At 66.4% G+C, this 26114-nt stretch carries 24 protein-coding genes; 7 read left to right on the forward strand and 17 right to left on the reverse strand.

All coding sequences use genetic code 11. The features are described 5' to 3' along the window. Positions 1-4 precede the first annotated feature (4 nt). Positions 5-1009, reverse strand: a complete 1005-nt coding sequence (gap, locus tag ABIA73_RS16905) for a type I glyceraldehyde-3-phosphate dehydrogenase (protein WP_025874252.1) — start codon at positions 1007-1009, stop codon at positions 5-7. A 193-nt stretch (positions 1010-1202) separates the two neighbouring features. Here gap and ABIA73_RS16910 point away from each other — a divergent pair, with 193 nt between their 5' ends. The 3 genes from ABIA73_RS16910 (at position 1203) to ABIA73_RS16920 (ending at position 4004) form a co-directional block, all read left to right on the forward strand. Further along, complete coding sequence (locus ABIA73_RS16910) at positions 1203-1832, forward strand: OmpW/AlkL family protein (protein ID WP_025874251.1); 630 nt, start codon at positions 1203-1205, stop codon at positions 1830-1832. Between the two features lie 542 nt (positions 1833-2374). Further along, positions 2375-3193 carry a S1/P1 nuclease gene (locus tag ABIA73_RS16915; RefSeq protein WP_032977182.1) on the forward strand — a complete coding sequence of 273 codons (819 nt, stop codon included), beginning with the start codon at positions 2375-2377 and terminating at the stop codon, positions 3191-3193. 10 nt (positions 3194-3203) lie between these two features. Continuing rightward, positions 3204-4004, forward strand: a complete 801-nt coding sequence (locus ABIA73_RS16920) for an MBL fold metallo-hydrolase (RefSeq protein ID WP_154881003.1) — start codon at positions 3204-3206, stop codon at positions 4002-4004. Positions 4005-4045: 41 nt separating this feature from the next. Here ABIA73_RS16920 and ABIA73_RS16925 read toward each other — a convergent pair whose 3' ends face one another. From ABIA73_RS16925 to ABIA73_RS16935, 3 genes are read right to left on the reverse strand one after another with little or no spacing between them, the layout of a single operon-like run. Continuing rightward, the gene (locus ABIA73_RS16925) at positions 4046-4606 is read right to left on the reverse strand and encodes a hypothetical protein (RefSeq protein WP_033831872.1); all 561 of its coding nucleotides are present in this window, start codon (positions 4604-4606) and stop codon (positions 4046-4048) included. Continuing rightward, on the reverse strand, positions 4606-5820 hold the full coding sequence (locus ABIA73_RS16930; protein WP_301867465.1) for a M56 family metallopeptidase: 1215 nt from the start codon (positions 5818-5820) through the stop codon (positions 4606-4608). Before ABIA73_RS16930 ends, ABIA73_RS16925 begins: the two co-directional genes overlap by 1 nt. Further along, entirely contained in the window at positions 5813-6178 is a 366-nt protein-coding gene (locus tag ABIA73_RS16935) for a BlaI/MecI/CopY family transcriptional regulator (RefSeq protein ID WP_301867464.1), read from the reverse strand. The genes ABIA73_RS16930 and ABIA73_RS16935 overlap by 8 nt, the downstream gene beginning before the upstream one ends. A 118-nt stretch (positions 6179-6296) precedes the next feature. Between ABIA73_RS16935 and ABIA73_RS16940 the strand changes: the two genes are divergently transcribed. From ABIA73_RS16940 to ybiA, 4 genes are all read left to right on the forward strand, one after another. Beyond that, positions 6297-6854 (forward strand): flavin reductase family protein, encoded by a 558-nt coding sequence (locus ABIA73_RS16940; RefSeq protein ID WP_301867463.1) that lies wholly within the window; start codon positions 6297-6299, stop codon positions 6852-6854. 32 nt (positions 6855-6886) lie between these two features. Beyond that, a complete protein-coding gene (locus ABIA73_RS16945) occupies positions 6887-8839 on the forward strand; it encodes an acetyl-CoA hydrolase/transferase C-terminal domain-containing protein (protein ID WP_088101027.1) in 1953 nt (650 codons plus the stop codon). 98 nt (positions 8840-8937) lie between these two features. Further along, a complete protein-coding gene (locus ABIA73_RS16950; RefSeq protein WP_025874243.1) occupies positions 8938-9411 on the forward strand; it encodes a hypothetical protein in 474 nt (157 codons plus the stop codon). An 82-nt stretch (positions 9412-9493) separates the two neighbouring features. Then, the gene (gene ybiA / locus ABIA73_RS16955) at positions 9494-10060 is read left to right on the forward strand and encodes a riboflavin biosynthesis intermediates N-glycosidase (protein WP_354276071.1); all 567 of its coding nucleotides are present in this window, start codon (positions 9494-9496) and stop codon (positions 10058-10060) included. Positions 10061-10170: 110 nt separating this feature from the next. Here ybiA and tkt read toward each other — a convergent pair whose 3' ends face one another. The 13 genes from tkt to ABIA73_RS17020 form a co-directional block, all read right to left on the reverse strand. Further along, positions 10171-12168: a transketolase gene (gene tkt / locus ABIA73_RS16960; protein WP_354276057.1), complete on the reverse strand. Its 1998-nt coding sequence runs from the start codon at positions 12166-12168 to the stop codon at positions 10171-10173. Positions 12169-12370: 202 nt separating this feature from the next. After that, positions 12371-13705 (reverse strand): dicarboxylate/amino acid:cation symporter, encoded by a 1335-nt coding sequence (locus tag ABIA73_RS16965; RefSeq protein WP_354276058.1) that lies wholly within the window; start codon positions 13703-13705, stop codon positions 12371-12373. A gap of 57 nt (positions 13706-13762) precedes the next feature. After that, complete coding sequence (locus tag ABIA73_RS16970; RefSeq protein WP_354276059.1) at positions 13763-15463, reverse strand: BatD family protein; 1701 nt, start codon at positions 15461-15463, stop codon at positions 13763-13765. Beyond that, a complete protein-coding gene (locus tag ABIA73_RS16975) occupies positions 15460-17319 on the reverse strand; it encodes a tetratricopeptide repeat protein (RefSeq protein WP_354276060.1) in 1860 nt (619 codons plus the stop codon). Before ABIA73_RS16975 ends, ABIA73_RS16970 begins: the two co-directional genes overlap by 4 nt. After that, a complete protein-coding gene (locus ABIA73_RS16980) occupies positions 17316-18320 on the reverse strand; it encodes a vWA domain-containing protein (RefSeq protein ID WP_080150603.1) in 1005 nt (334 codons plus the stop codon). Before ABIA73_RS16980 ends, ABIA73_RS16975 begins: the two co-directional genes overlap by 4 nt. Then, positions 18317-18766, reverse strand: coding sequence for a DUF4381 family protein (locus tag ABIA73_RS16985; protein ID WP_025874236.1), 450 nt, complete (start codon positions 18764-18766; stop codon positions 18317-18319). Before ABIA73_RS16985 ends, ABIA73_RS16980 begins: the two co-directional genes overlap by 4 nt. Further along, positions 18763-19692 carry a DUF58 domain-containing protein gene (locus ABIA73_RS16990; RefSeq protein ID WP_309911606.1) on the reverse strand — a complete coding sequence of 310 codons (930 nt, stop codon included), beginning with the start codon at positions 19690-19692 and terminating at the stop codon, positions 18763-18765. The genes ABIA73_RS16985 and ABIA73_RS16990 overlap by 4 nt, the downstream gene beginning before the upstream one ends. An 8-nt stretch (positions 19693-19700) precedes the next feature. Further along, on the reverse strand, positions 19701-20726 hold the full coding sequence (locus ABIA73_RS16995; protein ID WP_100436853.1) for an AAA family ATPase: 1026 nt from the start codon (positions 20724-20726) through the stop codon (positions 19701-19703). A gap of 177 nt (positions 20727-20903) precedes the next feature. Continuing rightward, positions 20904-22883, reverse strand: coding sequence for a type IV pilus secretin PilQ (locus ABIA73_RS17000; RefSeq protein ID WP_223483253.1), 1980 nt, complete (start codon positions 22881-22883; stop codon positions 20904-20906). Between the two features lie 21 nt (positions 22884-22904). Then, positions 22905-23411 carry a pilus assembly protein PilP gene (locus ABIA73_RS17005; RefSeq protein WP_080150643.1) on the reverse strand — a complete coding sequence of 169 codons (507 nt, stop codon included), beginning with the start codon at positions 23409-23411 and terminating at the stop codon, positions 22905-22907. 26 nt (positions 23412-23437) lie between these two features. Further along, positions 23438-24094, reverse strand: coding sequence for a type IV pilus inner membrane component PilO (locus tag ABIA73_RS17010; RefSeq protein WP_032977008.1), 657 nt, complete (start codon positions 24092-24094; stop codon positions 23438-23440). Then, a complete protein-coding gene (locus tag ABIA73_RS17015; protein WP_279208881.1) occupies positions 24091-24987 on the reverse strand; it encodes a PilN domain-containing protein in 897 nt (298 codons plus the stop codon). The genes ABIA73_RS17010 and ABIA73_RS17015 overlap by 4 nt, the downstream gene beginning before the upstream one ends. After that, positions 24987-26045, reverse strand: coding sequence for a pilus assembly protein PilM (locus tag ABIA73_RS17020; protein WP_032951624.1), 1059 nt, complete (start codon positions 26043-26045; stop codon positions 24987-24989). The genes ABIA73_RS17015 and ABIA73_RS17020 overlap by 1 nt, the downstream gene beginning before the upstream one ends. Positions 26046-26114: the final 69 nt, after the last annotated feature.

Genomic DNA, 26114 nt, shown 5'->3' on the forward strand with positions numbered 1-26114 from the left:
GGCCTTACTTGGCTGCGACGACCTTGGCCATTTCCAGGCACTTGTTGGAATAGCCCCACTCGTTGTCGTACCACGACACGAGCTTGACGAAGGTGCCGTCCAGCGCGATGCCGGCGTCGGCGTCGAACACCGAGGTGTGGGTTTCACCGCGGAAATCGGTGGCCACCACCTTGTCTTCGGTGTAGCCCAGGATGCCCTTCAGCGCGCCTTCGCTCTGTGCCTTCACTTCGGCGCAGATCTCGGCATAGGTGGCTTCCTTTTCCAGCTCGACCGTCAGGTCGACCACCGACACGTCCGAGGTCGGCACGCGGAAGCTCATGCCGGTCAGCTTCTTGTTCAGTTCCGGGATGACAACGCCGACGGCCTTGGCGGCACCGGTGGAGGACGGAATGATGTTCTCCAGGATGCCGCGGCCGCCGCGCCAGTCCTTGTTGGACGGGCCATCGACGGTCTTCTGCGTGGCGGTGGCCGCATGCACGGTGGTCATCAGGCCGCGCTTGATGCCCCACTTGTCATTGATGACCTTGGCCAGCGGCGCCAGGCAGTTGGTGGTGCACGAGGCGTTGGAGATGATCGCCTGGCCAGCGTAGGTCTTGTCGTTCACGCCGAACACGAACATCGGCGTATCGTCCTTCGACGGTGCCGACAGGATGACCTTCTTGGCGCCGGCATCGATGTGCTTCTGCGCACTGACCTTGTCCAGGAACAGGCCGGTGGCTTCGAGCACGACGTCAACGCCGACTTCGTCCCACTTCAGGTTGGACGGATCGCGTTCCTGGGTCAGGCGGATCTTCTTGCCGTTGACCAGCAGATCCTTGCCATCGACGGCTACGTCGGCCTTGAAACGGCCGTGCACGGAGTCGTACTTGAGCATGTAGGCCAGGTAATCCGGCTCCAGCAGATCGTTGATGGCCACGATTTCGATGTCGTCGCCGAAGTTCAGCACCGCCGAGCGCAGGACGTTACGCCCGATGCGACCGAAACCGTTGATACCAACCTTGATTGCCATGTTCTCAAGCTCCTGCAGCCGCGACAGGTGCGGCGGGGTGGATAGGGCCCACAAGTCTAGCAGGCCGGCCTTGACCACCGCCGGCCAAGCCCGCCGCCGGGACGGGGGCCGGACAGGATTTGATCCGGATCAAAGCGTTAGCGCGGCGTGAGGCCGAGACTGGCCACATCCACCCAGCAACGAGATCCCCCCCATGCGCAAGACCTCCCCCCTGATCGTGGCCAGCCTGGCCGCCGCCCTGTCGTTGGCCGCTGCCCCGGCCATGGCCCAGTCCAAGGGCGACTGGACCCTTTCCGCTGGTGTGCACCAGGTCGCCCCGAAGTCGAACAACGGCTGGCTGGCCGGCGGCACGCTGAAGGTCGACGTCGACAACGACGTCAAGCCGACCATCACCGGTGAGTACTTCATCGCCGACAACCTGGGCATCGAAGTACTGGCGGCGCTGCCGTTCAAGCACGACATCAACATCAACGGCCTGGGCCGCGTGGGCAGCACCAAGCAGCTGCCGCCGGTGGTTACCCTGCAGTACCACTTCAACAGCAAGGGCAAGGTGTCGCCGTTCGTGGGCGCCGGCCTGAACTACACGACCTTCTTCAGCGAAGACACCACCGGTGCGCTGGCGGGCAGCAAGCTGAAGCTGCAGGATTCGTGGGGCCTGGCCGCGCATGCGGGCATCGACTTTGCGATTGGCGAGAAGGGCGCCCTGCGCGTGGACATGCGCTGGATCGACATCGACAGCAAGGTGAAGCTGGATGGCGAGAAGATCGGCACGGTCAACATCGATCCGCTGGTCTACGGCGCGTCCTACGTCTTCAAGTTCTAAGCGGTTGATGGCGGGGGCTGCGCCCCCGCTCCCCCGCTACAGGCAAAACCCTCGCAGCATGTTGCCCCGGTATGTGTGTGCCGGGGCTTTTTTGTTGGTGCAGAGCGCGGATCTGCGTTTGGGTGGGGCAAGTGAGTTGCTCAGGACACGCCGTAAATACGTCCATGTAGGCTCGATCGCCGCATCCATGCGGCGAACGGTCCTGAGCAACCCACTTGCCCCACCCCTTCCATTTTTCCGCGCGCGCAGGCGCAAGCAGCAGCCGGCACCCGCATGACCCAGTTGCCATCGGCCGGATGCGATCCTGCATTTGACTCTGATTCTGCTTCTGACGTTTGCATCCGCCACCGCGGCCATGTTGGAGGTGTGCGGTCGGGGCAGGTAGCGCGGGACCGTTGGCGCCATGGATGGCGCCATCGAGCCCCCATGGATGGGTTTACGGCGTGTCCCGCACTGCCTGCCCCGGCCGCACACACCCCGACGACAATGAACGCGCCGCTTTCCATCAACCACCCTTCTCCCCCGCTGGCTAGAATGAGCGGATGAAAGCACTGCACTCCCTGTTCCTCGCCGCCGCCCTCGCGCCGGCCCTGCTGACCCTGTCCGCACCCGCCCATGCCTGGGGCGCGCAAGGCCACCGCCTGGTCGCCGAAGTCGCCGACAGCCGCCTCAACCCGACCACGCGCGCTGAAGTCGACCGCCTGCTGGCCACCGAACCCGGCGCCACCCTTGCCAGCATCGCGCCCTGGGCCGACCAGCTGCGCGCCAAGGACCCGGGCCTGGGCCGTCGCTCGGCCGGTTGGCACTACGTCAACATCGCCGAAGATGGCTGCCACTACGAGGCGCCGAAGCACTGCAAGAGCGGCAACTGCATCGTCGAAGCGCTGAAGGCGCAGAGCGCGATCCTCGGCGACCGCAGCCTGACCGATGGCGAGCGCCTGCAGGCGCTGAAATTCGTCGTGCATCTGGTCGGTGACATCCACCAGCCGATGCACGCCGGCTACGGCCACGACAAGGGCGGCAACGATTTCCAGCTGCAGTTCGGCAACCGCGGTACCAACCTGCACTCGCTGTGGGACAGCGGCATGCTCAATACCCGCAAGGTCGACGATGCCGGTTACCTGCCGGTGCTGCGCGCACTGCCGGCGCCGAAGCTGGCACGCCAGTCCAACCCGCAGCGCGATCCGGTCAGCTGGGCTGAAGCCAGCTGCCGCATTTCGGTGCAACCTGGCGTTTACCCTGCCTCGCGTAAGATCGGCGACGACTACACCACGCGCTACCGGCCGGTGGCCGAAGCGCAGCTGCGACTGGCCGGTGAAAACCTGGCGCAGTTGCTGAACCGCGTGCTCGCCACACGCTGAGGAGTGCCCGATGTCGGTCCAGGTGCAATCGTTCTTCCACCGTGACAGCAACACCTTCAGCTACCTGGTCAGCGACCCGGCCAGCAGCGAGGCCGCGCTGATCGACCCGGTACTGGATTACGACCCGGATACCGACGCCAGCAGCGAATCGCCGGTGCGCGCGATGCTCGATGCCATCGCGCAACAGCAGCTGCACGTGCGCTGGCTGCTGGAAACCCACGCCCATGCCGACCACGTGTCGGCAGGACGTCGGCTCAAGCAACGGTTCCCGCGTGCGACGCTGGCCATCGGCGAAGGCATCCGTGCGGTGCAGGCCACGTTTGCACCGCGCTATGGCCTGCAGCTGCCCGAGGAACATGCCGTCTTCGATCACCTGTTCGCTGATGGCGAGACCTTCGCACTGGGTGAACTGCAGGGGCGCATCATCGCCGTACCCGGCCACACCAGCGACAGCATCGCCTATCTGATCGACGATGCGCTGTTCACCGGCGATTCGTTGTTCATGCCCGATGGCGGCACCGCACGCTGCGATTTCCCCGGCGGCGATGCTGCGCAGCTGTACCGCTCAATCCAGCGCCTGTTGGCCCTGCCCGATGCCACCCGCGTATTCGTCTGCCACGACTACGGCCCGGGCGGACGCGATTTCGCCAACGAAACCACCATTGGTGAACAGCGCGCGCACAATATCCACGTGCATGAAGGCGTGGCCGAGGCGGAGTTCGTCAGCGTGCGCCAGGCGCGTGATGCGACGCTGGCAGAACCGCAGCTGATGCAGCCGGCGGTGAAGGCCAACATCCAGGGCGGCGCGTAGGGCCCGCACGATCGCCTCATCGCGCCAGCAATGACACCGCGTCATTTGCCCTGCGTGTGCACCACATGCTGGCCCTTCACGATCTCGAAGGTGAAGGCATACAGCAGGCTCACCGGCACCGGTTCGACGCGCTCGGCGCCTTGGCAGTCGCCACGGTCGCTCGGCACCTTGCCGGGGGCGAAGTGGCAGACCGCGGCGGGCGAATACTTCCACATCGCCACCGCCTCCTGCGCAGCCTGCAACAGCGGCGCATTCTCGCTCGCCGCGCCTGCCGCGCATTCGCTGCGGTCGACCAGCGCCAGGCTTCGCTCGACAGCGCCTTCGGCATCGATCACCACCTGCAGGCAGATCGTGGTCGGCGCCAGCTCGGTGCGCGGGTCACGATCACCGATCTGCGGATCCGGCGCCGCATACAGCTGCGGCATCCGATAGCCTTCGGTCGCTCCCAGCGTGTACGCCTGCACCTGGCCGCTGCCGCCTTTCCCTTCCGCATGCAGGCGCTGATGGCCGACACTCTCATTGCGGGTATCGACGGTGGTCAACCGTTCCTGGGTGGCGCAGCCTGCCAGCATCCCCACTGCCAACAGCAGCGCGATGCGCATCACCTGGCGGTCTCCGTCACGTCGTCGCTCTCATCCATGGCGAAGGTGATCGGAATGCGTACTGCGCCCGCCACCGGCTTGCCGTTCTTCAGCGCCGGGCGATAGGTCCAGCTTCGCGCTGCTGCAATCGATACCGCTTCGAACACGCCCGGATTGGTGGCACTCACTACACGCACATCGCTGACCGCGCCCTGCGCATCGACGTCGACGCGGAGCACCACCACGCCTGTCTGGCTCTGCTCGAACGCACTCTTCGGGTAGCTCGGTGGTGGCATCTTGTCGACCCGGATCTCGCGATCCATGACGGCCACGGTTGGGCCGGCCGCCATTGCTCCACTCTGGCTGGCCCACGCCACCGCCCCCACGCCCAGGCACAACCCGACCACCAGCACCTGCCCCGACACCCACGGCAATGCCTTCCGCTTGGACTGCTTCAACATGGCGATACGCTCCTTCAACACGGGTTGGCTGCGCCAGTGGCATACCGCCGGCGCAACCGGGTGGACCAGCTGCGCCTTCAGCAGCGTGCTGGCGTAGAGGCCGCGCAGCGCAGGCTGCGGGGCAATGGTGCGGGCGTCGCAGGCCAGTTCCTGGTCACGCAGGAAACGGCGTGCGGCCCATGGCAGCAGCGGATGGAACCAGAACACCGCGCGCATCAGCAGCAGTACGCCGTTGGCCCAGTGATCGCCATTGCGACGATGGCTGTGCTCGTGCTGCAGGATCAGCGCCTGCTCCTGTGCAGTGAACTGCTGGTCGAAATCGGGGCCGACCACGATGCGCGGCCGCCACAGGCCCACCAGCGCCGGCAGCCCAGGATCGCCACTGGCCTGCCAGCTGCCATCGGTGCGTGGCCGCAGCGCGCCCAGGTTCCGCTCGAAGCGACGCTGTGCACGCAGGTCGCGCAGCAGGCAGGCGCCTGTGCCCAGCGTCCACACCAGCAACAGCACCAAAGGCCATTGCAGCGACGCCGTTGGCAGGCTGTCCACGGCTTCCGGCACGACCTTCAGCGGCAAGGTCGGCACATGCTGCAACAGCGCGACCTGTGGCAGGGGAATCAACAGCGTGGCCAACATCAGGGGCAACAGCCACCAGCTACGGTAGGCCAGCCCGGCGCCGCCCAATCGCACCAGCAACGGCCGCGTCACCGCCAGCAGGACCACGCCCACCGCCAACCACAAGCTGGCCTGCCACAGACCATCGAGCAGCTCATTCATCACCCAGCTCCTGGATCAGCTTCTTCAGTTCGGCGATGTCCTGTGCGCTGAGCTGGCCGCGTTCGCTGAAGTGCGCGACCAGCGGTGCCACGCGCCCTTCGAAGACACGGCCGATGAAGTCCTGGCTCTGCGCCTCCACCCAGGCCTGGCGCTGCAGCAGCGGCCGGTACAGGTAGCGCCGGCCATCGCGCTCGGCGGCGATCGCGCCCTTGGTCAGCAGGCGGTTGAGCAGGGTCTTGATGGTCGGCTCAGCCCAGTCGCGGTGCGCCAGTGCGGCCACCACCTCGTCGGCGCTACGCGGTGCCTGCTGCCACAGCACCTCCATCACAACGGCTTCGGCTTCGCTGATCGGGATCATGGTTTACATCCGTAATCGACGATTCGATTACGCGCGTAATCGAATCGACTGTCAACCCCTCGACCGGTAATTCATCACGCCTGCGCCAGCATGGGGGGCCTCCACCGCAGGTACCGGCATGAAGCCCTTGCGCAAACGTGACTTCCCGGTCGAGCAGGCCCGGCGCTTCCTCGAACCCGGCCCCATCGTGCTGGTCAGCACCGCCTGGCAAGGCCAGCGCAACCTGATGACGATGGGCTGGCACATGGTGATGGGCTTCTCGCCCTCGCTGGTGGCCACCTACCTGTGGAACGAGAACCATAGCTTCAGCCTGGCCCGCAGCAGCGGCGAATGCGTGATCAACATCCCGGGCGTGGAGCTGCTGGACACGGTGGTCGATATCGGCAACTGCAGCGGCCGTGACGTGGACAAGTTCGAACTGTTCGGCCTGGATGCGATGCCTGCGCGGGAGGTGGGGGCACCGCTGGTGGGCCAGTGCCATTCCAGCTTCGAGTGCCGCCTGCATGACGACAGCCAGGTCGAATCGAGCAACCTGTTCATCTGGGAAATCGTGCGCGCCCATGTTGCGCCTCGCCCAAAGCTGCCGCGCACGGTGCATTACCGGGGCGATGGGCAGTTCATGGTGTCCGGTGCCGAAGTCTCGCGTCGACGGCGGTTCAAGCCCGACATGCTGTAATGCCAGCACTCCCCCAAGCAGGACCGCCCCGGATGACCGAACACCTCACCGACCTCGACGCCGCCGTTGACTGGCTGTTTGCGCGCGTGGATGGGCCGCTGCGGATCGGTGCGCCGCTGGCGCTGGGTAAACCACACCGCCTGCTCAACGCCCTGTATGCGCGCGTCGAACAGGACCCGTCGCGGCCGCTGCAGCTGTATACCGCGCTGTCACTGAACCCGCCGCAGGCAAAGGGCAACGGCCTGGAAGCGCGTTTCCTGGCGCCGTTCGCGGCCCGCCATTTCGGTGAAGACTTCCCGCGCCTGGCCTACGCCGATGCAATCGCCCGCGACGCGCTGCCGGCACACGTGCAGGTGGAAGAGTTCTACATGCAGTCCGGTGCCCTGCTCGGTTCGCGACAGGCGCAATCCAGCTACACCAGCCTCAACTACACCCACGCTGCCGACGCGGTAGCGCAGCGCGCGCCGCAGGTGATCGTGCAGAAAGTGGCGATGCGCCCGGACGACCGACGCCTTTCGCTGTCCTGCAACAACGACATCACCCAGGACACGCTGGACGCGATGACCGCACGCGGCCTGCCACGCCCGCTGCTGGTCGCCGAGATCGATCCGCAGCTGCCCTATCTGGGCGGCACGGCCACGGTCGACGTGTCCTTCTTCGATCTGGTCATCACCCCGCCAGCGCCGTATCCGGCGTTGTTCGGCCTGCCACGGCAACCGGTGGCCGACGCCGACTACGCCATCGGCCTGTATGCCAGCACCCTGGTGCGCGACGGGGGCACCCTGCAGATCGGCATCGGCACCCTGGCCGATGCACTCAGCCACGCATTGGTACTGCGCCACACCGACAACGCACGCTACCGCCGCGTGTTGAACGCGCTGGATCCGCAACTGGCCAGCCATCCGCTGGTACAGGAGATCGGCGGACTGGACCCGTTCGAGATCGGCCTGTACGGCTGCAGCGAAATGCTCAACGAGGGCTTCCGCCGGCTGGTGCAGACCGGTGTGATCAAGCGCAAGGTGCATGACGATCTGGCACTGATGCAGCGCATCGAGAACGGCAGCACGCTGTCCATCGACCATGCCACGTTGGAGGCCGAGGGCGAATACCTGCACGGCGCGTTCTACCTGGGCTCATCCGAATTCTACGAATGGCTGCGTACCCTGCCCGAGGACGAATGCCGGGCGATCGGCATGCGCCGCATCAGCGAGATCAACCAACTGTACGGTGGCAACGAAACGCTGGAGCGCCTGCAGCGCCGTCACGCCCGCTTCTTCAATTCCTGCATGATGGCCACCGCGCTGGGCGCGGCGGTATCCGACGCGCTGGAGGATGGCCGTGTGGTCTCCGGCGTGGGCGGCCAGTACAACTTCGTGGCGATGGGGCACGCCCTGCCGGAAGCGCGCAGTGTGCTGATGTTCCGCGCTGCCCGTGATGACCGCGGCCAGCGCGAATCCAACGTGCGCTGGAACTACGGGCACACGACCATTCCGCGCCACCTGCGTGACATCTATCTCAACGAGTACGGCATCGCCGACGTGCGTGGCCTGACCGACGACGACTGCGTGCACGCGATGACGGCCATCACCGAAGCACCGTTCCAGGGCGCCCTGCTCCAGCAGGCCTTTTCGGCACGCAAGCTGGCCGCCACGGCGCAACCTGATGCGCAGCGGCTGCAGCGCAATACACCCCAGGCACTGGCGGCGGCGCTGGCGCCGTTCCGCAACGATGGCACCCTGCCCGATTACCCGTTGGGCAGCGACTTCACCGAGATCGAACAGGTACTGGTGAAGGCACTGGGCTGGCTGAAGGCCAATACACAGACGCGCGGCAGCAAGCTGCGTACCGTGTGGGACGCGCTGTGGCAGCCTGCAGGTGATGGTGACGCGGTGTATCTGCAGCGGATGGAACTGCAGTCGCCCAAGGACTTCGGCGAACGGCTCAATGCACGGTTGTTGAGGCTGGCCCTGGCGCGCACCGCGTAGCTGCATCGCCGATTGCAGGACTGGGCTGGCGGGCTGGCTTGGCATTGGCTCGCCATTCCTGTATCACGATCGCTCGATCATTTTCCCGATTACGTCTCATGCGCCACCGCATTACAGCCATCCACCACAGAGCGTGCTTCTCGAGCAGCAGTTGTGCATGGTTGGCCATCAACGATGTGCCGATCGAGCTGTGGCTGGCCCAGCATCTGGACCATCCCGACCTCGAAGTGCATGGTCTTTCACTGATGTGGTTGATCGACGAGGATGAGGATGCGCTGGCCAATCGGCGCATCATCCCTGCCGCGAATGGAACCTCCACCCTGGTGCCGCTGCTGGTGTGTAGTGACGACATGGATTTCGCCTGTTCTACGCTGATGACCGAGCAGGTGATCGAGGGCGATGTCGTGCGCTGGCAGCGGTTCGGTCGCAGTGAAACCGGGGGCCTGGAAGTCGGCGCCTCCACGTGCTGGTATCCAGATAGCAAACCAGTGACATTTGCACTTGCCGACTTCAACCAGGCCTTGAGTGAGCATCAACGGCTCATCAAGGAATCCATCGGCAGCCAAGGCTGATCCAAGGAACACCGTAGCACTGACCTGGAACACCTCCCCTGGACAGCCTCGGGCACGTGCACGCCAAGGCGTCAGCGTGTTCATGCGCTACGCTGTGCGGATGAACGACGATTCCCGTTTCCTGCATGACCTGCAACGCCGCCAAGCCGATGGCGAGCACCTGCGTTATCTGTGCTTCTGGGGCCACCAGCCGCCACGCACCGGCGTGTCGGCTTCGTGTTTCAGCCAGTGGTATGACGCGGGTTTCAGCATCGATGGCGTGCACTACCGCACCGCAGAACACTACATGATGGCCGGCAAAGCGCGACTGTTTGGTGCCACCGACATCCTCGAACAGGTTCTCGCCAGCCGCACGCCTGACAAGGTGAAAGCGCTGGGCCGGAAGATCGAGGGCTTCGACGAGGCTCTCTGGGCGCAGGCGCGCTACGCCCTGGTGGTCGAAGGCAATCGGGCCAAGTTCTCGCAGAATGCGGCGCTGGGTGATTTTCTGCGCGCCACGGCAGACCAGGTTCTGGTGGAAGCCAGTCCGGTGGATTTTATCTGGGGAATCGGCCTGGCCAAGGATCACGCCGACGCACACAACCCGGCGCGGTGGCGCGGATTGAATCTGCTGGGGTTTGCGCTGATGGACGTGCGGGACACGATGTAACGTGCATCCACGCGTGGCGTGGATCTACGGGCACGGCGGGCGAAACGGATCGCCCGGCAAAGAAAAGGCCGGCTTTCGCCGGCCTTTTCCCTATTCCATTGCAGCGGGACTTACAGCGCCTTGGCTGCTTCCACCACGTGCGCGGTGGTGATGCCGAAGTGCTGGTACAGCTTGTCGGCCGGGGCCGAGGCACCGAAGGTGTCGATACCGATCACTGCACCATCCAGGCCGACGAACTGGCGCCAGAAGCCGGTGACGCCAGCTTCGATGGCCACGCGCTTGCGCACGGCGTTCGGCAGCACCGATTCGCGGTAGGCCGCATCCTGGCGCAGGAACACATCGGTGGACGGCATCGAGACCACGCGGGTCTTCAGGCCGGCCGCATCCAGCTGCGCCTTCGCTTCGGTCGCCAGCGAGACTTCCGAACCGGTGGCGATCAGGATCACGTCCGGAGTGCCGGCAGCATCGGCCAGCACGTAACCACCGCGCTCGATCTGTGCGATCTGCTCAGCGTCGCGCGGCTGGTGCGGCAGGTTCTGGCGGCTGAACACCAGGCAGCTCGGGCCGTCCTGGCGGGTGATCGCAGCCTTCCAGCTCACGGCCGACTCGACGGCATCGCACGGGCGCCACACGTCATTGTTCGGGATGTAGCGCAGCGAGGCCAGATGCTCCACCGGCTGGTGGGTCGGGCCGTCTTCGCCCAGGCCGATCGAGTCGTGGGTGTAGACGTGGATGGCGTGGGCCGGGATCAGCGCGCTCATGCGCACGGCATTGCGGGCGTAATCGCTGAACACCAGGAAGGTGGCGTCGAACGGGATGAAACCACCGTGCAGAGCCAGGCCATTGGCGATCGCGGTCATGCCGAACTCGCGCACACCGTAGTACACGTAGTTGGCATTGGCATCGTCGGTGGCGACGGACTTGCTGCCCTTCCACAGGGTCAGGTTGGAGTGCGCCAGATCGGCCGATCCGCCCACGATTTCCGGCAGCAGCGGCGCGAACGCCTCGATGGCCAGCTGCGACGCCTTGCGCGACGCAATGGTCTGGCCTTCGGCGGCAACCTGGGCGATGTAGGCGTCGGCCTTGGCGATGAAGTCGGCCGGCAGATCGCCATGCGAGCGGCGGGTCAGTTCAGCGGCTTCGGCCGGGAACTGCGCAGCGTACTTGTCGAACTGCTGCTCCCACTCGGCCTGGCGCAGGGTGCCGGTACCGCCAGCACGCCAGCCGGCGTAGATCTCTTCGGGAATCTCGAACGGACCGTAGTTCCAGTCCAGCGCCTTGCGGGTGGCTTCCAGTTCGTCCTTGCCCAGCGGTGCGCCGTGGCTGGATTCCTTGCCGGACTTGTTCGGCGAGCCGAAACCAATGGTGGTGCGGCAGCAGATCAGGGTCGGCTTGCCGTCCTGCGACAGGGCCGCTTCGATACCGGCCTTGATGCTCTCCGGATCGTGGCCATCGACGCCACGGACCACGTTCCAGCCATAGGCCTCGAAACGCTCCGGGGTGTTGTCGGTGAACCAGCCTTCGGTGTTGCCGTCGATGGAGATGTGGTTGTCATCCCAGAAGCAGACCAGCTTGTGCAGGCCCCAGGTGCCGGCCAGCGAGGCGGCTTCGTGGGAAATGCCCTCCATCAGGCAGCCATCGCCCATGAACACCCAGGTGCGGTGGTCGACGATTTCCAGCTCCGGGCGGTTGAAGCGCTGTGCCAGCAGCTTCTCGGCCAAGGCAAAACCGACGGCGTTGGCGAAACCCTGGCCCAGCGGACCGGTGGTGGTCTCCACGCCCGGGGTCTCGTGACGCTCCGGATGGCCAGCGGTGTGGCTGCCCAGCTGGCGGAATGCCTTCAGCTGCTCGATCGGCAGGTCATACCCGCTCAGGTGCAACAGCGCGTACTGCAGCATCGAGCCGTGGCCGTTGGACAGCACGAAGCGGTCGCGGTTGAACCACTGCGGGTTGTTCGGGTTGTGACGGTGGTAGTCGTTCCAGAGGACTTCGGCGATGTCGGCCATGCCCATGGGCATGCCGGGATGGCCGGACTTTGCGGTTTCAACCGCATCGGCGGCGAGGAAGCGGATGGCGTTGGCCAACTGGCGACGGGTAGGCTGCGTCATGGTTCTGTCGGAATCGGGAGGCGGCCGCGGAACTGCGGGCGGCCTATTGTCCCACAGACGCCCGGCAGGGTCAGGTCGACCAGGGCATTAGTGCCGGCCGTTGGCCGGCAACGTCGTGATCTGCGCTGGATTCCGCATATGAAGAGGGGTCGGAGCCCCTTCCTGCGGAAAGGGATCCGACCCCGATCAGGCATTGCCTGGGTCAGTTGTCCAGACGGGCCGCGGCGGCAGCGGCCTCGGCCGGAGTGTCCGGCGCTTCGCCCTTGGCCACCAGCGTGGTCAGGGCCAGGTCGCCGGTCACGTTCAGCGCGGTGCGGCACATGTCCAGGAAGTGGTTCACGCCCAGGATCAGACCGATGCCCAGCGGATTGACGCCGACCATCGCACAGATCATCGCCACCACCGGCAGCGAGCCGGACGGCACACCGGCCGTACCGATACCACCAAGGATGCAGACCGCCATCACCATGACCTGCTGGCCGATGCTCAGGTCGACACCGAAGAACTGGGCCAGGAAGATCACCGTCACGCCCTCGAACAGCGCCGTGCCGTTCTGGTTGGCGGTGGCGCCCACGGTCAGCACGAAGCGCGACACGCGCTGCGGCAGGCCCATCTGGTCGGCCACGCGCAGCGCGGTCGGCAGGGTGGCGTTGCTGGAGGCGGTGGAGAAGGCCATCACCGTGGCCTCCTGGGTCTGGCGGAAGAACGCCAGCGGTGAACGGCCCGACAGCCATACCGCGGTGCCGTAGGTCACCACCATGTGCAGGCCCAACGCCAGCACCACCACGCCCACATACGCACCCAGGCGGATGATCAGATCGAAACCGAACAGCGCGGCCAGGTTGAACATGAAGCAGGCCACTGCATACGGCGCCAGGCGGATGACCAGGTTGATCAGGGTCATCGAGATCTCAAACACGCCTTCGATGGCGCGACGCAGCGGGGCGACCTTGGCCTCGTCGGTCAGCACCATGCCGATGCCGAACATCAGCGCGAAGAACATCAGCGACAGGATCGCGCCATTGTCGGAGGCGGCCTGCAGCACGTTGCTCGGCACGATCGACAGCAGCATGTCCATGCCCTTCGGCGTGCCATGGATGCCAGCAACGATTTCCTTGCTGCGCTCGGCATTCTCCGACAGCATCAGCGCGGCCACCTGCGGGTCGACGCCGGCACCGGGCTTGAGCAGGTTGACCAGCACCAGGCCGATACCCACCGCGATGCCGGACAGCAGCACGGTGTAGGCCAGCGTCTTCCAGCCGATGCGGCCAAGGGCGCGGATGTCGCCCATCTCCGACACGCCCATGATCAGCGCCGAGAAGATCAGCGGCACGATCAGCATGAAGATCAGGTTGAGGAACAGGCCCGACGCCGGGGTGGTGACGTAGTCCATTACCCACTTGGCACCGGTCTGCAGGCCGTCGATGCTGCCGCCCAGGGCATGCACGATCAGTCCCAGGACCAGGCCGATCGCAAAGCCGATGCCCATCTTCCAATGCAGGGGCAACTTCTTCTTGTCGGCAGCAGCTGCTGTCATGCGCGGGATTCCTCGAAAAATGAATCTACTCTAACAAAGCGCGCAAGCCGCGCCGGTTCAGGGTTGCCGCGGCGGATACAGCGGCGGCAACCCAGTGTCGACGGCACCGGTGGCGGCCGACCAGTGCGGTCCGTCACGGAAGCTTTCGCGCAGGCGGGCCCGCAGCGCGCTGACATCCCCCATCCCGCCCCAGCGCGCCTGCTGCAACGCCTGCAGGGTCTGCCGCTGGGCCGGATCGGCCAGGCGCTCGATCACCTGTTCCAGGCGTTCCACGCCGGCCATCGAACACAGCAGCGCCTCTACCTGGTCGAAGCCCTCGCCATCGATCGCCCGGCGCAGCTCGGCCACGCTGGCACGCGAGGACGTTGCAGGGGCACTGGCTCCTGGCCGGGGAACCGGATGGGTGTGGACGACGGCACGGCGGCCACGTCGCCATCCCCATGCCAGGGTCAACAGCCATAGCAGCGCCAGGCCTGCGGCGGCAGCCATCCACGGCCACGGCCGGGAACTTGCTGCGGTGGGTGCAAGAGAGGATGCAGCGGTGGGTGCGGCGTCTCCCGGCAACGCGGCATCGGTGTCGATCGGTTGTGCCACCGGCGCGCCGGCCCGGCCTGCGGCCACGGCCAGTTCCAGATCCGGCAGGCTGGCCTGCTGGGCACTGCCACTGTCCACGTTCCACCAGGCCACGCGCGGCCCGGGCACACGCAGGGATCCAACCTGCCGCGGCACGATCGAATAGCGACGGGTGATCTTCAGGCGTGGCGTGCTGCCGTTGAAGGTCTCCTCGTACTGGGCAGGTTCGGCGAACACCTGTGCGGCGTCGCCGAGGTCGGGCACGGGCAGATCGGTGAACTGGGCCCGGGTAGCGCCATTGGCGATCGCTTCGACCATCACGGTGGCCGCTTCGCCCGTGCGCGCACTGCTGGGTGCGGCGGTGTAGCGCAACTGCAGGCTGTGCAGGGGCAGCCACGGCTGCACGGCCTGAGCCGGTTGCGCCTGCACCTGCAGCGTGCGTTCGGCACCGACGGCATTCATGCGGCCATCGCCACCGCTCCCGAAGAAGTCATCGAAGAATCCACCTGCACTGCGGCCGGTGAAGCGCGCGCCCGGCAGGCGCAACGGCCCGCTGCGCTCGGGGATCAGCAGGAAGCGACGTTCGACCACGTTGTAGCGACGGCCGTTGACCTGGCGCACGTCGCTGCGATCCTCCCCCACCCGCTGCAGCGAAGCGCCACTGGGTGTGTCGAGCACCAGTTCGCCCGACGCCAGCTGCGAGGCGAAGTACAGCCTGACCACCACGCCCACGCTCTGCTGCACGTAGGGCGTCGGGTCATCCACCTCGGTTTCGATGAAGGCGGTGGCATTGCTCTGCGGGGTGGCCACCACGGCATCACTTACCTGCAGCACCAAGGGCACCGTGCGAGCTGCGCCTACCTGTAATGAAGGCACCTGCAGCGTACCTGTGCGGCGCGGCGTCAACGCAACCGTATAGAGGTTGCGCTGCTGGACGCCGCCATTGCTCCACTGCACCTGGCGGTTGCTGCTCTGCGCACTGAGCACGAAATCGGCATTCAACGGTGCATAGTCTGGCGCGCCCTGGTCGGTCTCGATGTGCAGGGTGACCGCATCACCGGCGGCGATGCTGTCCTGCTCCAGCCAGGCGCGCGTCTGCGCCATGGCCACCATCGGCAGCCACAGCAGCAGCATCGCCAGCACAGGCAAGGGCCACCGGATTTGCCTGCTCGCCATGCCTGTCATCGCCCCTCCCTCTTTCTACGTTCGTTTTCCAACTGGAACTTGGCCCGCAGCAGTGCCCCCGGATCATCCGGCACGCGCCGCATCCACGCCTCTACGGCCTGCTGTTCCTCACGCTGTTGCGGCGTGCCGCCATCGCCGCGCACTGCTGCCTTGCCGGCTTCGCCGGCGCGCGCCTGCTGTAGGGCCTGCTGCATGCGCTGGCGCTGCTGGGCATCGGCCTGCGCCTGGGCCTGCGCGTCGGCTGCCTGCGGCGGCTCCTGCTTCGCCCCCTGCTGGCCGGCACCTGCAGACGCCGGGTTCTGCTGGCCCTTCTGGCCCTGCGGTTCCTGCTGGCCTTGTTGGCCTTGCTGGCCCTGCTGCTGATTCTGCTGACCTTGCTGGCCTTGCTGGCCCTGCTGCTGATTCTGCTGACCTTGTTGGCCTTGCTGGCCCTGCTGGTTCTGCTGCTGTCCCTGCTGCGGCTTCTGCTGCCCCTTGCCCTGCCCCTGGCTGTTGTTCGACGACGACTTGCGCTTGCGCGCGGCGTCGACCACCGCACGGTTGGCGACGGCATCGGCCATCTGCGGGTGGCGCGCCAAGGCCTTGTCGTAGGCGGCGATGGCACCGTCGTAGTCGCCCTGGCGGGCAAGCACGTTGCCGAGGTTGTACCAGCCCGCATCGCTGTCGATGCCTTCGAACTGCTTGCGGGCAGTGGCGAAATCACCTTGACGGTACGCCTGCACACCCTCGGCCAGGCGTGCATGCTCACGCTGGTCGGCACGTTCCCACATCGTGCCCGCTGTCGGCGCAGCCATGGGCGCGCGCGGCTGTGCCTGCAACTGCCCGCTCAAGGGCAGAAGACCCACGGCCAGCACCGCCGCCAGCACCGCGCGGCGACGGAACGCCAGCAGTGCCAGCAGCATCACCGGCGGCAACAACCAATAGCCTTCGTCCTGCCACTGCCGGGCCTGCCCGGGCCGCTGCAACGCACCGCCGTCGCTGGCATCAAGTACGTCCAATGCCTTCAGGTCGCGATCATCGCTGGCGATGCGCTGGTAACGCCCGCCACCTGCGGTGGCGACGGCGCGCAGGCTGGTTTCATCCAGCGCGGCCTGTGCGATCTGGCCTTGACCATCGCGATAAGCGGCGCCGGATGGTGTGCCCAGGCCCAGCACCGACACCTGCAGGCCGAGGCCACGCGCCTGCGTTGCGGCAAGCGCCGCTTCGCTGTCAGCCTGGTCGCTGACCAGCAGAATCTGGCCGCGCAGGGCACCGGTCTGCCGCAGCAACCTGACCGCCCAGTCGATGCCACGGTCGGCGCGCTGTCCATCACGCGGCATCACCTCCGGCGACAGCGCGTCCAGGTACAGCGCCACGTTGGCAGCGTCGTCGGTCAACGGCGCCACGGTATAGGCATCTTCGGCATACACCACCAGACCCACCTGTCCGCCTTGACGGGCGCGCAGCAGAGCACCGATCTTTGCCCGCGCCTGCAGCAGGCGCGAGGGTGGCAGGTCGGTCGCGGTGATGCGGCTGGAGAGATCCAGCACCACCACCAACGGCGCACTGGCCTGATAGATCGGCTGCGCCTGCTGCCTCCAGCTGGGGCCAGCCATCGCCAGTGCCGCCAGGGTCCAGCCCAACAGCAATGCCCATGGCAGGCGCGTGCGTCGCTTGCCCTCGCCCGCCAGGAGCTGCGACAGCAGATGGGCGTCGACCGCCTGCCGCCACGCGTCGCTGCGCCGTTGCCGGTAGATGGCCACGGCGACGATCAACGGCAGTGCCGCCAGCAGCCACAAGCCGTCCGGCCGCAGGAAATGCAATGCACTCCAATCGAACGCGCTCCAGTCGGGCATCTTCAGGAAAGTGGCGTTCATCGGCGACGTTCCGGCCAGGCCCACGCCAATGCGCCCAGCAGCAAGGCGACGGCCAGTGGCCATGCATAGCGCTCGTTGCGCGGACGCAGTGTCGGTCCCTTCGCTGCGATTGGCTCCAGCCTGTCCAGTTCGGCGTAGATGCCGGCCAGCTGGTCGGTGTCACGCGCACGGAAGAAGCGGCCGCCGGTCATCTCGGCGATCCTGCGCAGCGTTGCCTCATCCACCGGGTCGCGGTCGGCGGCCACGGGAATGCCGAAGAACCGCGCGCTCCCGTCGCTGCCAAACGCCACGGTGTGCACGCGCACCCCTTCGGCACGCGCCAGCTCGGCTGCGCGCAGGGGTTCCAGCACACCGGCGTTGCTGACGCCGTCGGTCAGCAGGATCAGTACACGCTGCCCTTCGGGCTGATTGCGCAGGCGTTTGACCGCCAGCGCGATGGCGTCACCAATGGCCGTCTCGCGCCCGGCAAGGCCAACCACGCTGTCGCGCAGTTGATCGCGCACGCTGGACAGATCCGCAGTCAACGGTGTGAGTGTGTAGGCACGATCACCGAATACCAGCAGGCCGACGCGGTCGCCGGCACGACGGTCGAGGAAATCAGCCAGCACCGCCTTGGCTGCGGTCAAGCGCTCCACCGCCTGCGCACCGAGCACCATGTCCGGCTCGCTCATGCTGCCGGACACGTCCATTGCCAGCATCATCTGCCGGCCTTCCTGCGGCGGGGTAATCGCCTCACCCAGCTGCTGCGGGCGTGCCATCGCCAGGCACAGCGCCAGCCAGCCCAGCCACAGCAAGCCGCTGCGCAGCCAGGAAACGCCGACACGACCGCCGCCAGCCAGTGCTTCCAGTTCGGCAGCGGCGTAGGGCACGCGCAACGCAGCGCCCGGATCGGCCCGCCGCTTCCATGCCAGCATCAGGATCGGCAACGGCAGTGCCAGCAGTGCCAGCGGCCAGGCCAGCTGCAGATCCGGCCACGGCCAGTAAGCTGCAAGCGCGCTCATCGGCGGCGCTCCTGCAGCAACGCCAGGTAGCGTGCCCGCGCCCACGCGCGCACGCCGGCCACGGCAGCGGCATCCACGTGTGGACGATAGGCCCCCTCGGCCAGCAGGTTGCGCTGCGCAGGCGGCAGGGTGTCCTTGGGATCGACGTACTGCCACCACGCGTCATCGCGCAGTGCTTCGCTGCCGGGGCGTGCCTGACGCGCCGCACGCCGCAGCAGGCTGGCGATGGCCGCAAGTTCCGACGGCGCGCCGTTCACTGCCGCAATCTCCTGATCGAACACGCGCATCCACTGCTGGCGGCGGCGATGACGACGCCATGCCACCGCAGCAACGATGGCCAGCAACAGCAGAACCAATGCGATCAGCATCAGCCAGCCAGGTGCGGGGGGCCACCACGCTGGCGAGGGCGGCAACTGCACGTCGCGCAGTGGCAGGGAGGCACTCATGCCGGCACCTCCGTCGGTGCCGGTGCCAGCCAGGCGTCGCTGGCCGCATCGGTGGACAGCACCTGCACATCGACGCGACGCGCGGCAAGCTGGCTGCGCAGCTGCTGCAGCGGTTCAACGAAATGCGCCTGCCAGTGCGCCTGCACATCGCTGCGGCGCAGGTCCAGGCCGATGCGCTGCTGCGCGGCGAGAAACTGCAGGGGCGCCGTTGGCGGCTGCAACTCAAGCGGATCGACCAGCAGCAGCAGACTCAGGTCATGGTGCTGGGCCAACGCGCTCCAGCGCGCCGGCGGAATCCGGATCGCCTGCTGCGGATCGGCCAGTACCAGCATCCGGGCGCCGGGACGCAGCACCCGACCGGCATGGTCCAGCGCGCGTTCCAGGCCAAGGTCATCGGCAGGTGGCTGCGCGTACCAGCGCGTGAGTGCATCGAGTACGCGCAGTACGCCGCGGGCACCGCCGGCCGGCGCGATCGGCGCCTCGCGATCACTACCGCGCAATGCACCGATGCGGTCGCCGCGGCGCTGTGCGGACCATGCCGCAACCGCGCCAGCGCGTGCTGCCTGCACCGACTTGAAGCGCACGCGGGTACCGAAGTACAGCGCAGGTGAAGTATCGGCAACGATCAGGGTGACCCGTTCGCGTTCTGCCTGGAACAATTTGGTGTGCGTGCGCCCGGTGCGCGCGGTGACGCGCCAGTCGATGTGGCGCGCGTCGTCGCCCGCCACGTATTCGCGCGATTCTGCGTATTCCATGCCGCGTCCGCGCAGCGGCGAAGGTGCTTGCCCGGCGCTGCCCGCGCGCCCACGACGAGGCGGCGGCGGACGCTGTGCCAGGCGGCGCAATGCCACCAGCTCGGCCAGTTGCGGTCGCAGGCCATCGCCTTCGCTGGCACCCGGAGCAGGTCCGTTGGTCGTGCCGATCATGCGCGCGCTCAGGGCGCCGGTACCCGGGCCAGCAGCTCCTGCACCAGGCGCTCACCATCCCAGCCTTCGGCGATGGCTTCATAGCTGGGCAGTACCCGGTGGCGCAGCACATCGGCGGCCACGGCACGCACGTCGTCGGGAGTGACGAAATCACGCCCGGCCAACCACGCCCGCGCCCGTGCGCACCGCTCCAGCGCGATGGAGCCACGCGGGCTGGCGCCCCACGCGATGCGGCGCGCCAGCGAGGCGTCGTAGCGCGAGGGGTCGCGCGAGGCCAGTACCAGCTCGATCAGGTAGCGTTCCAGCGCAGGGGCCATGTGCAGCTCCAGCACCTCGCGGCGCGCATCGAAGACATCCTGCATCGGCAGTTTTTCCGGCGTCGCTGCGGCCTCGCCAAGTGCGCCGCGGGCGCGCTCGCGCGCCAGCCGCAGGATCTCCGACTCGGCCGCCTGGTCCGGATAACCAATGCGTACGTGCATCAGGAAACGATCCAGCTGCGCTTCCGGCAGCGGGAAGGTGCCTTCCTGCTCGATCGGATTCTGCGTGGCCATCACCAGGAACAGCGACGGCAGCGCATAGGTGTGGCGACCGACGGTGACCTGGCGCTCGCCCATCGCTTCCAGCAGCGCGGACTGCACTTTGGCCGGCGCACGATTGATTTCATCGGCCAGCAGGATCGGGTGGAAGATCGGCCCCGGCACGAACTCGAAACGGCCTTCCTGTGGGCGCCAGATCTCGGTACCGGTCAGGTCCGAAGGCAGCAGATCCGGGGTGAACTGCACACGTGCGAAGTCTGCTTCCAGCCGCGCCGCCAAGGCCCGGATGGCCGTGGTCTTGGCCAGGCCCGGGGCACCTTCCACCAGCAGGTGGCCATCGGCCAGCAAGGCAATGAGCAGGCGTTCGACCAGCGCCGCCTGGCCGACGATCTCGGCCGACAGTGCATCGCGCAGATCGCTGAAAGCCGCATGCAGGCGCGAGGTGGTGGGGGCAGGCGGCGGAGAAATGGATTCGGGCATCGGCGGAGGCAGGTTCATGGGGGCCTTTGACCGGCGCGGGATGGCTCGGGTTCCCCACATCATCGCAGGCCGTCCGGCTGCTGGCATCAAGAACGGCTGAACAGCCTCCACGCATGACCGATCAACCGGGCCTCCCGCGCAAACGACGCGGGGCCGCACGTGGCGGCCCCGGTCGGATACAACAGATGTGATGCCTCAGTTCTGGCGGGCCACGCGCAGGACCTTCGGGGTCACGAACACCAGCAGTTCGGCCTTGTCCTTGTTGCGACCACGCTTCTTGAACAGATTGCCCAGGAACGGCACATCGCCCAGGAACGGCACCTTGCTGACACTGTTGCGGTCGGTGAATTCATACACGCCACCGATCACCACGGTCTGGCCATCTTCCACCAGCACGGCGGTATTGACCTCGCGACGGTTGATGGACGGCACGGTACCGTAGCCCTGCAGCTGGATCAGCTGATCGACCTCGTCCTTCTTCACCGCCATGTTGAGGAACACGCGGTTGTCGTTGGTGATGGTCGGGGTGACCTTCAGTTCCAGCACCACTTCCTTGAACTGGACGTTCGGGGTGGCTACACCGCCAGCGCCGCCGCCACTGATGGTGACATAGCCGATTTCCTTGCCCTGTTTGATCAGCGCTTCGCGCTGATTGGTGGTCACCACCCGCGGATTGGAAATCACTTCACCACGCGACTCTTCCTGCATGGCGGACAATTCCACGTCAAGCAGATAGCCGGCATTGAGGATCGACAGCGCCAGCGAACCTGGATTGCTGGCAGTTGCCACCGGCAGGTTCCAGTTCAGGCCGCGGGTGATGGCCGAACCGACCGACACCGGCGGCGGGCCCACGCGGCCACCGGCGATCCAATCGCGCTCAGCCTTGGCGTTGGTGCTGGCGGCATCCACCTGCGATTCGCGGGTCTTGGCGTTGGCCTCCAGGTCACCACTGAAATACACGTTGTCACGGCTGCCACTGATGCCGAACTTGGCACCCAGTTCGCGCGCGAACGTGTCGGTGGCGATGACGATGCGTGCTTCGATCAATACCTGGTCGACCGGGCGGTCGATGACACTGATCAACTCGCGCATGCGCGCGATCTTCTTCGGAATGTCGCTGATCATCAGCGTGTTGGTGCGCTCGTCGGCGACGATGCGACCGCGTCCCGAGAGGAAGCCACTTTCTTCCTGCGAACTGCCACCACCGCCACCGCCACCGCCGCCACCACCACCGCCGCCGCCGATTCCCTTGGCCTCGGTCAGCGCTTTGAAGATCTGCGTGGCACTGTGGTAGTTGATCTGTACGTAGTCGGTGACCAGGTCTTCGCGGTTCTCGATGGCGATGCGCGCGTCTTCCTTCTCCTGCTCGAACTTGGCCAGCTCGGACTGCGGCGCAACCCACACCACGCTGCCGTCACGACGCTTGTCCAGGCCCTTGGCACGCAGCACGATATCCAGCGCCTGGTCCCACGGCACGTTGACCAGACGCAGGGTCACATTGCCCTGCACCGAGTCGGAGGCCACCACGTTCAGATTCGACTCTTCGGCAATCAACTGCAGCACGGTGCGCACCGGCACGTCCTGGAAGTTGAAGGTCACCGGCTTGCCGGCGTAGCCGCGCTGCGGCACGCCCTTGGCGGCCTGGGTCACGCTGCCGGCAGTGACTGCGCCAACGGCGGCCTGGGCCTGCCGCGGGCTGATCTCCACCACATACTCGTTGCCACTCTGGTAGGCCAGCGACTCGACCGGACCGCCCGTGCTCAGCACCAGCTGGGTGCCGGCCCCGGACGGCTTGGCGTCGATGCGCTGCACCGGGGTGGCGAAGTCGGTGACGTTCATCGGCTTCTGCAGGTTGGCCGGCAGGCGTGCGTTGCCGACATCGACAACCACGCTGTTGCCCTGGCTGCGCAGGTCGGGCATGGCGCCCTGGCCGTCGAACTGCAGGATCAGGCGGCCCGCGCCGTCATCGCCACGCTTGAAATCGATGCGTGCGACCGACAGGCCTGCCGGTGCAGCGGCCGGCGTGGCGGCCAGCGCCGTGCCGGTCGGCTTTTCCGACGGTGCGGCGGCCAGCGCCGGAGCGCAGGCCAGCATCAACGCGACTCCCAGCGCGCTGATGCGGTTCAAGGTAGAGCGCCGGATGGGACGCAGCCCCTTGGCTTGGTGAAAGGTCATCGTGCTATCCCCAGTAAACGATCATTGATCTTCCAGCGCGAGCGTTGCTGGACGTTCCAGCCAGCCACCCGCGCCATCCGGCACCAGTTCGATCAGCTCCACGCGGTCTTCAAAGACCGCGGTGACCCGCCCGTCGCTCTGCCCCAGGTAACCACCGGGACGCACCCGATAGGTCACCTTGTCCGGCCCCATCACCAGCGCCACAGTGCCGGCGCCTGTTCCGATGGTGCCGACCATGTCCAGCGCGTCCAGCGGGAAGCCTTCCATCGGCTCCTTGCGCCGGTTCGGATCTGGCCGCAGTCCCCCATTCCCCTGCTGCGGGTTGGTCCAGGCATCGGTAAACGGATCGCGCATGCCCTGCGCGGAGTATTCAAAGGTCTCGAACTGCTGCATCACCGGCAGCGGTTCCAGCGGCTGCGCCGGTCGCGCACGCTCGCTCTCGACCCACTTTTCCAGATTGGGTGCATCGCCCGGCGTGCTGGTCACGCCGCGGCCACAGGCGGCCAGCAGCAGCACGGTCAACGCCATACCACCACGCGCAATGAAGGAACGGATCACTTCTTCGCCTCCTTGCCCGCTTCAGCCTTCTGCTGTTCGGCGACCTCGGCCTCATCCAGGTAACGGTAGGTCTTGACCGTGCCCGACAGTTCCAGCGCACCGGCGCGGATGTTGCCGCCGGTCTTGTCCTTCGGCTTGAGGTTGATGTCGTGCATGGTCAGGATCACCACCCGCGGCAACGAGGCCACGCCGCTGACGAAGGCGCCGAACTGGTGGTAACTGCCCACCATCCGCAGCTTGATCGGCTTCTCGGCGTAGAACTCCTTGATCTGCTCCTGCTCGGGCTCGAACAGCTCGTTGGCCAGGCCGCTGGACAGCGCGGTCTGCGAGATGTCGATGATCAGGTCCGGCATTTCGGTCTTGCTGGGCAGCTGCCGCAGCATCTGCTGCAGCACCTGTTCCATCTGTGCCAGCTGCTGCTTCAACGGCTCCAGGTTGACCGCGCGTTCCTGTTCCTTGGTGAACTCGGCACGCAGCTCGGTTTCCCGCGATTCCAGGCCCGCCAGTTCCTCGCGCTTGCCGCTGATCAGCAGCATCCAGAGCACGAACATGATCACCAGAGCGATCAGCGAGCAGAACACGATCTTCGCGTTCCTCGGCCAATTGCCGATGTCGTTGAAGTCCAGGTTCTTGATGTCGACTTTCTTGCTCATGCGCGATCCCCCTGCATCGGGGCGTGGAAGGCCTGCGGAGGCTGCGCCAGGCGGCTGCCCTCAGACTTGGGTGCGGGTGCGGCTGGTGCAGGCGCGGCCGGCGCAGGCGTTGCCGCCGGTGCTGGGGCCTGTGCCGGAGCAGTTGCAGGCGTGGCTGCCGGTGCCGGAGTCGATCCCGGCGCCGGTGCGGCAGCAGCCGGTGCGGCGGCGTCCGGCCCGGCGCTGAGCGGTGCGACCGTCGGTGCCGCCGGCGTGGTGCCGGCCACACTGCCATCCGGGTTCAGGCCCGGCGTGGCGCCTGCTTCCTCGCTCTGCGCAGGCAGCTTGACCTTGACCTTGAACACGTACGGCAATGCCTTGATGTCAGCCACCGGGCCGGTCGCGCGCCCGTCCTTGTCCTTGTCAGGCTCACGCGCCTCGATGATCGCCAGCTCCGGATTGGTCATCCAGCCGGAAACTTCGAGATTGCGCATGTACGCCGAGACACGGGCGTTGGACTGGGTGCGGCCCTCCAGGGTCAGCACGTCGCCTTCCTGCTGCAGAGCGGTGAGCACCACGCCATCGGGGATGGTGCGGACCAGCGCATCGAACAGGTGGACCATCTGCGAACGCTTGGCCTGCAGCTGTTCGATCACCGCCTTGCGGGCCAGCAGTCGATTCTTCTGCTCGTCGAGGCGGTCGATTTCCTTGTTCTGCTCCTTGACCTTGTCGATCTCGGTCTGCAGGTAGGCATTGCGGTCATTCTGCCCGCTGACCTGCATGTCGTAGTAGAACCAGATCAACAGCGACAGCAGCAGGCCACCCAGGGCGGCCATGCCCAGCATGATGCCGAACTCGCGCTGGCGTTGCTTGCGCCGTTCGGCGCGCCAGGGCAATAGATTGATGCGTGCCATCAGTCAAAGCTCCTCAGCGCCAGACCGGTCGCGATCATCAGCGCGGGGGCGTCCTGGGCCAGCGCGTGCGCCTGCACCTTCGGCCCCAGGGTCATCTGTGCCAGCGGGTTGGCGACCACGGTCGGTACGCCCAGCTGTTCCTCGACCATCTCCGGCAGGCCTGCAAGGGCGGCACAGCCGCCGGCCAGCACGATGTGATCGACGCGGTTGAACTCGCTGCCGGCGTAGAAGAACTGCAGCAGGCGGCTGATCTGCTGGACCGTGGCTTCCTTGAACGGCTCCAGCACTTCCATCTCGTAGCTTTCCGGCAGCCCGCCCTGGCGTTTGGCCAGACCGGCTTCCTCGTAGCTCAGGCCATAGCGGCGCATGATCTCGTCGGTCAGCTGCTTGCCACCGAACACCTGTTCGCGGCTGTACAGGCTGCGGCCACCGCGCAGTACGTTGAGGGTGGTCATGGTGGCGCCGATATCGACCAGCGCGACCACGCCCTCGGCCGACACCGGCAGCTCGCTGGCCACCAGGGCGAAGGCGTTCTCGACCGCGAAGGCCTCCACGTCCATCACCTTGGCCTGCAGGCCACCCAGTTCCAGCGCGGACTGACGCAGCTCGACGTTTTCCGAACGCGAGGCCGCCAGCAGCACCTGGACCATTTCCGGGTTGTTCGGGATCGCCCCGATCACCTCGAAGTCCAGGTTCACTTCCTCGATCGGATACGGAATGTAGTTGACCGCTTCCAGCTCGATCTGGGCTTCCATGTCGTTCTCGTCCAGGTCGGCCGGCATCGGGATCACCTTGGTGATCACCGCCGAACCGGCCACGGCCGCAGCGGCCAGCTTGGCCTTGCTGCCGGAACGGTTCATCGCCCGGCGGATGGCCTCTCCCACGGCCTCCACTTCAACGATGTTCTTCTCCACCACCGCGTTCGGCGGCAGCGGTTCCACGGCATAATGTTCCACACGGAAACGGTTGCCGCTGCGGGAAAGCTGCAACAGCTTTACCGCAGTCGAACTGATGTCGACGCCAATGAGCGGCGACTGACTTTTTGGGATGAGCCCCACGGTTTCTCCCCTGCCGACGGGCACTTGGACGCAAGAGCTGCGTCCGCGCATTAATAACGTATTCTTAGC

This window comes from Stenotrophomonas sp. 2694 (genome assembly GCF_040548715.1).
Taxonomy (GTDB): Bacteria; Pseudomonadota; Gammaproteobacteria; order Xanthomonadales; family Xanthomonadaceae; genus Stenotrophomonas; species Stenotrophomonas indicatrix.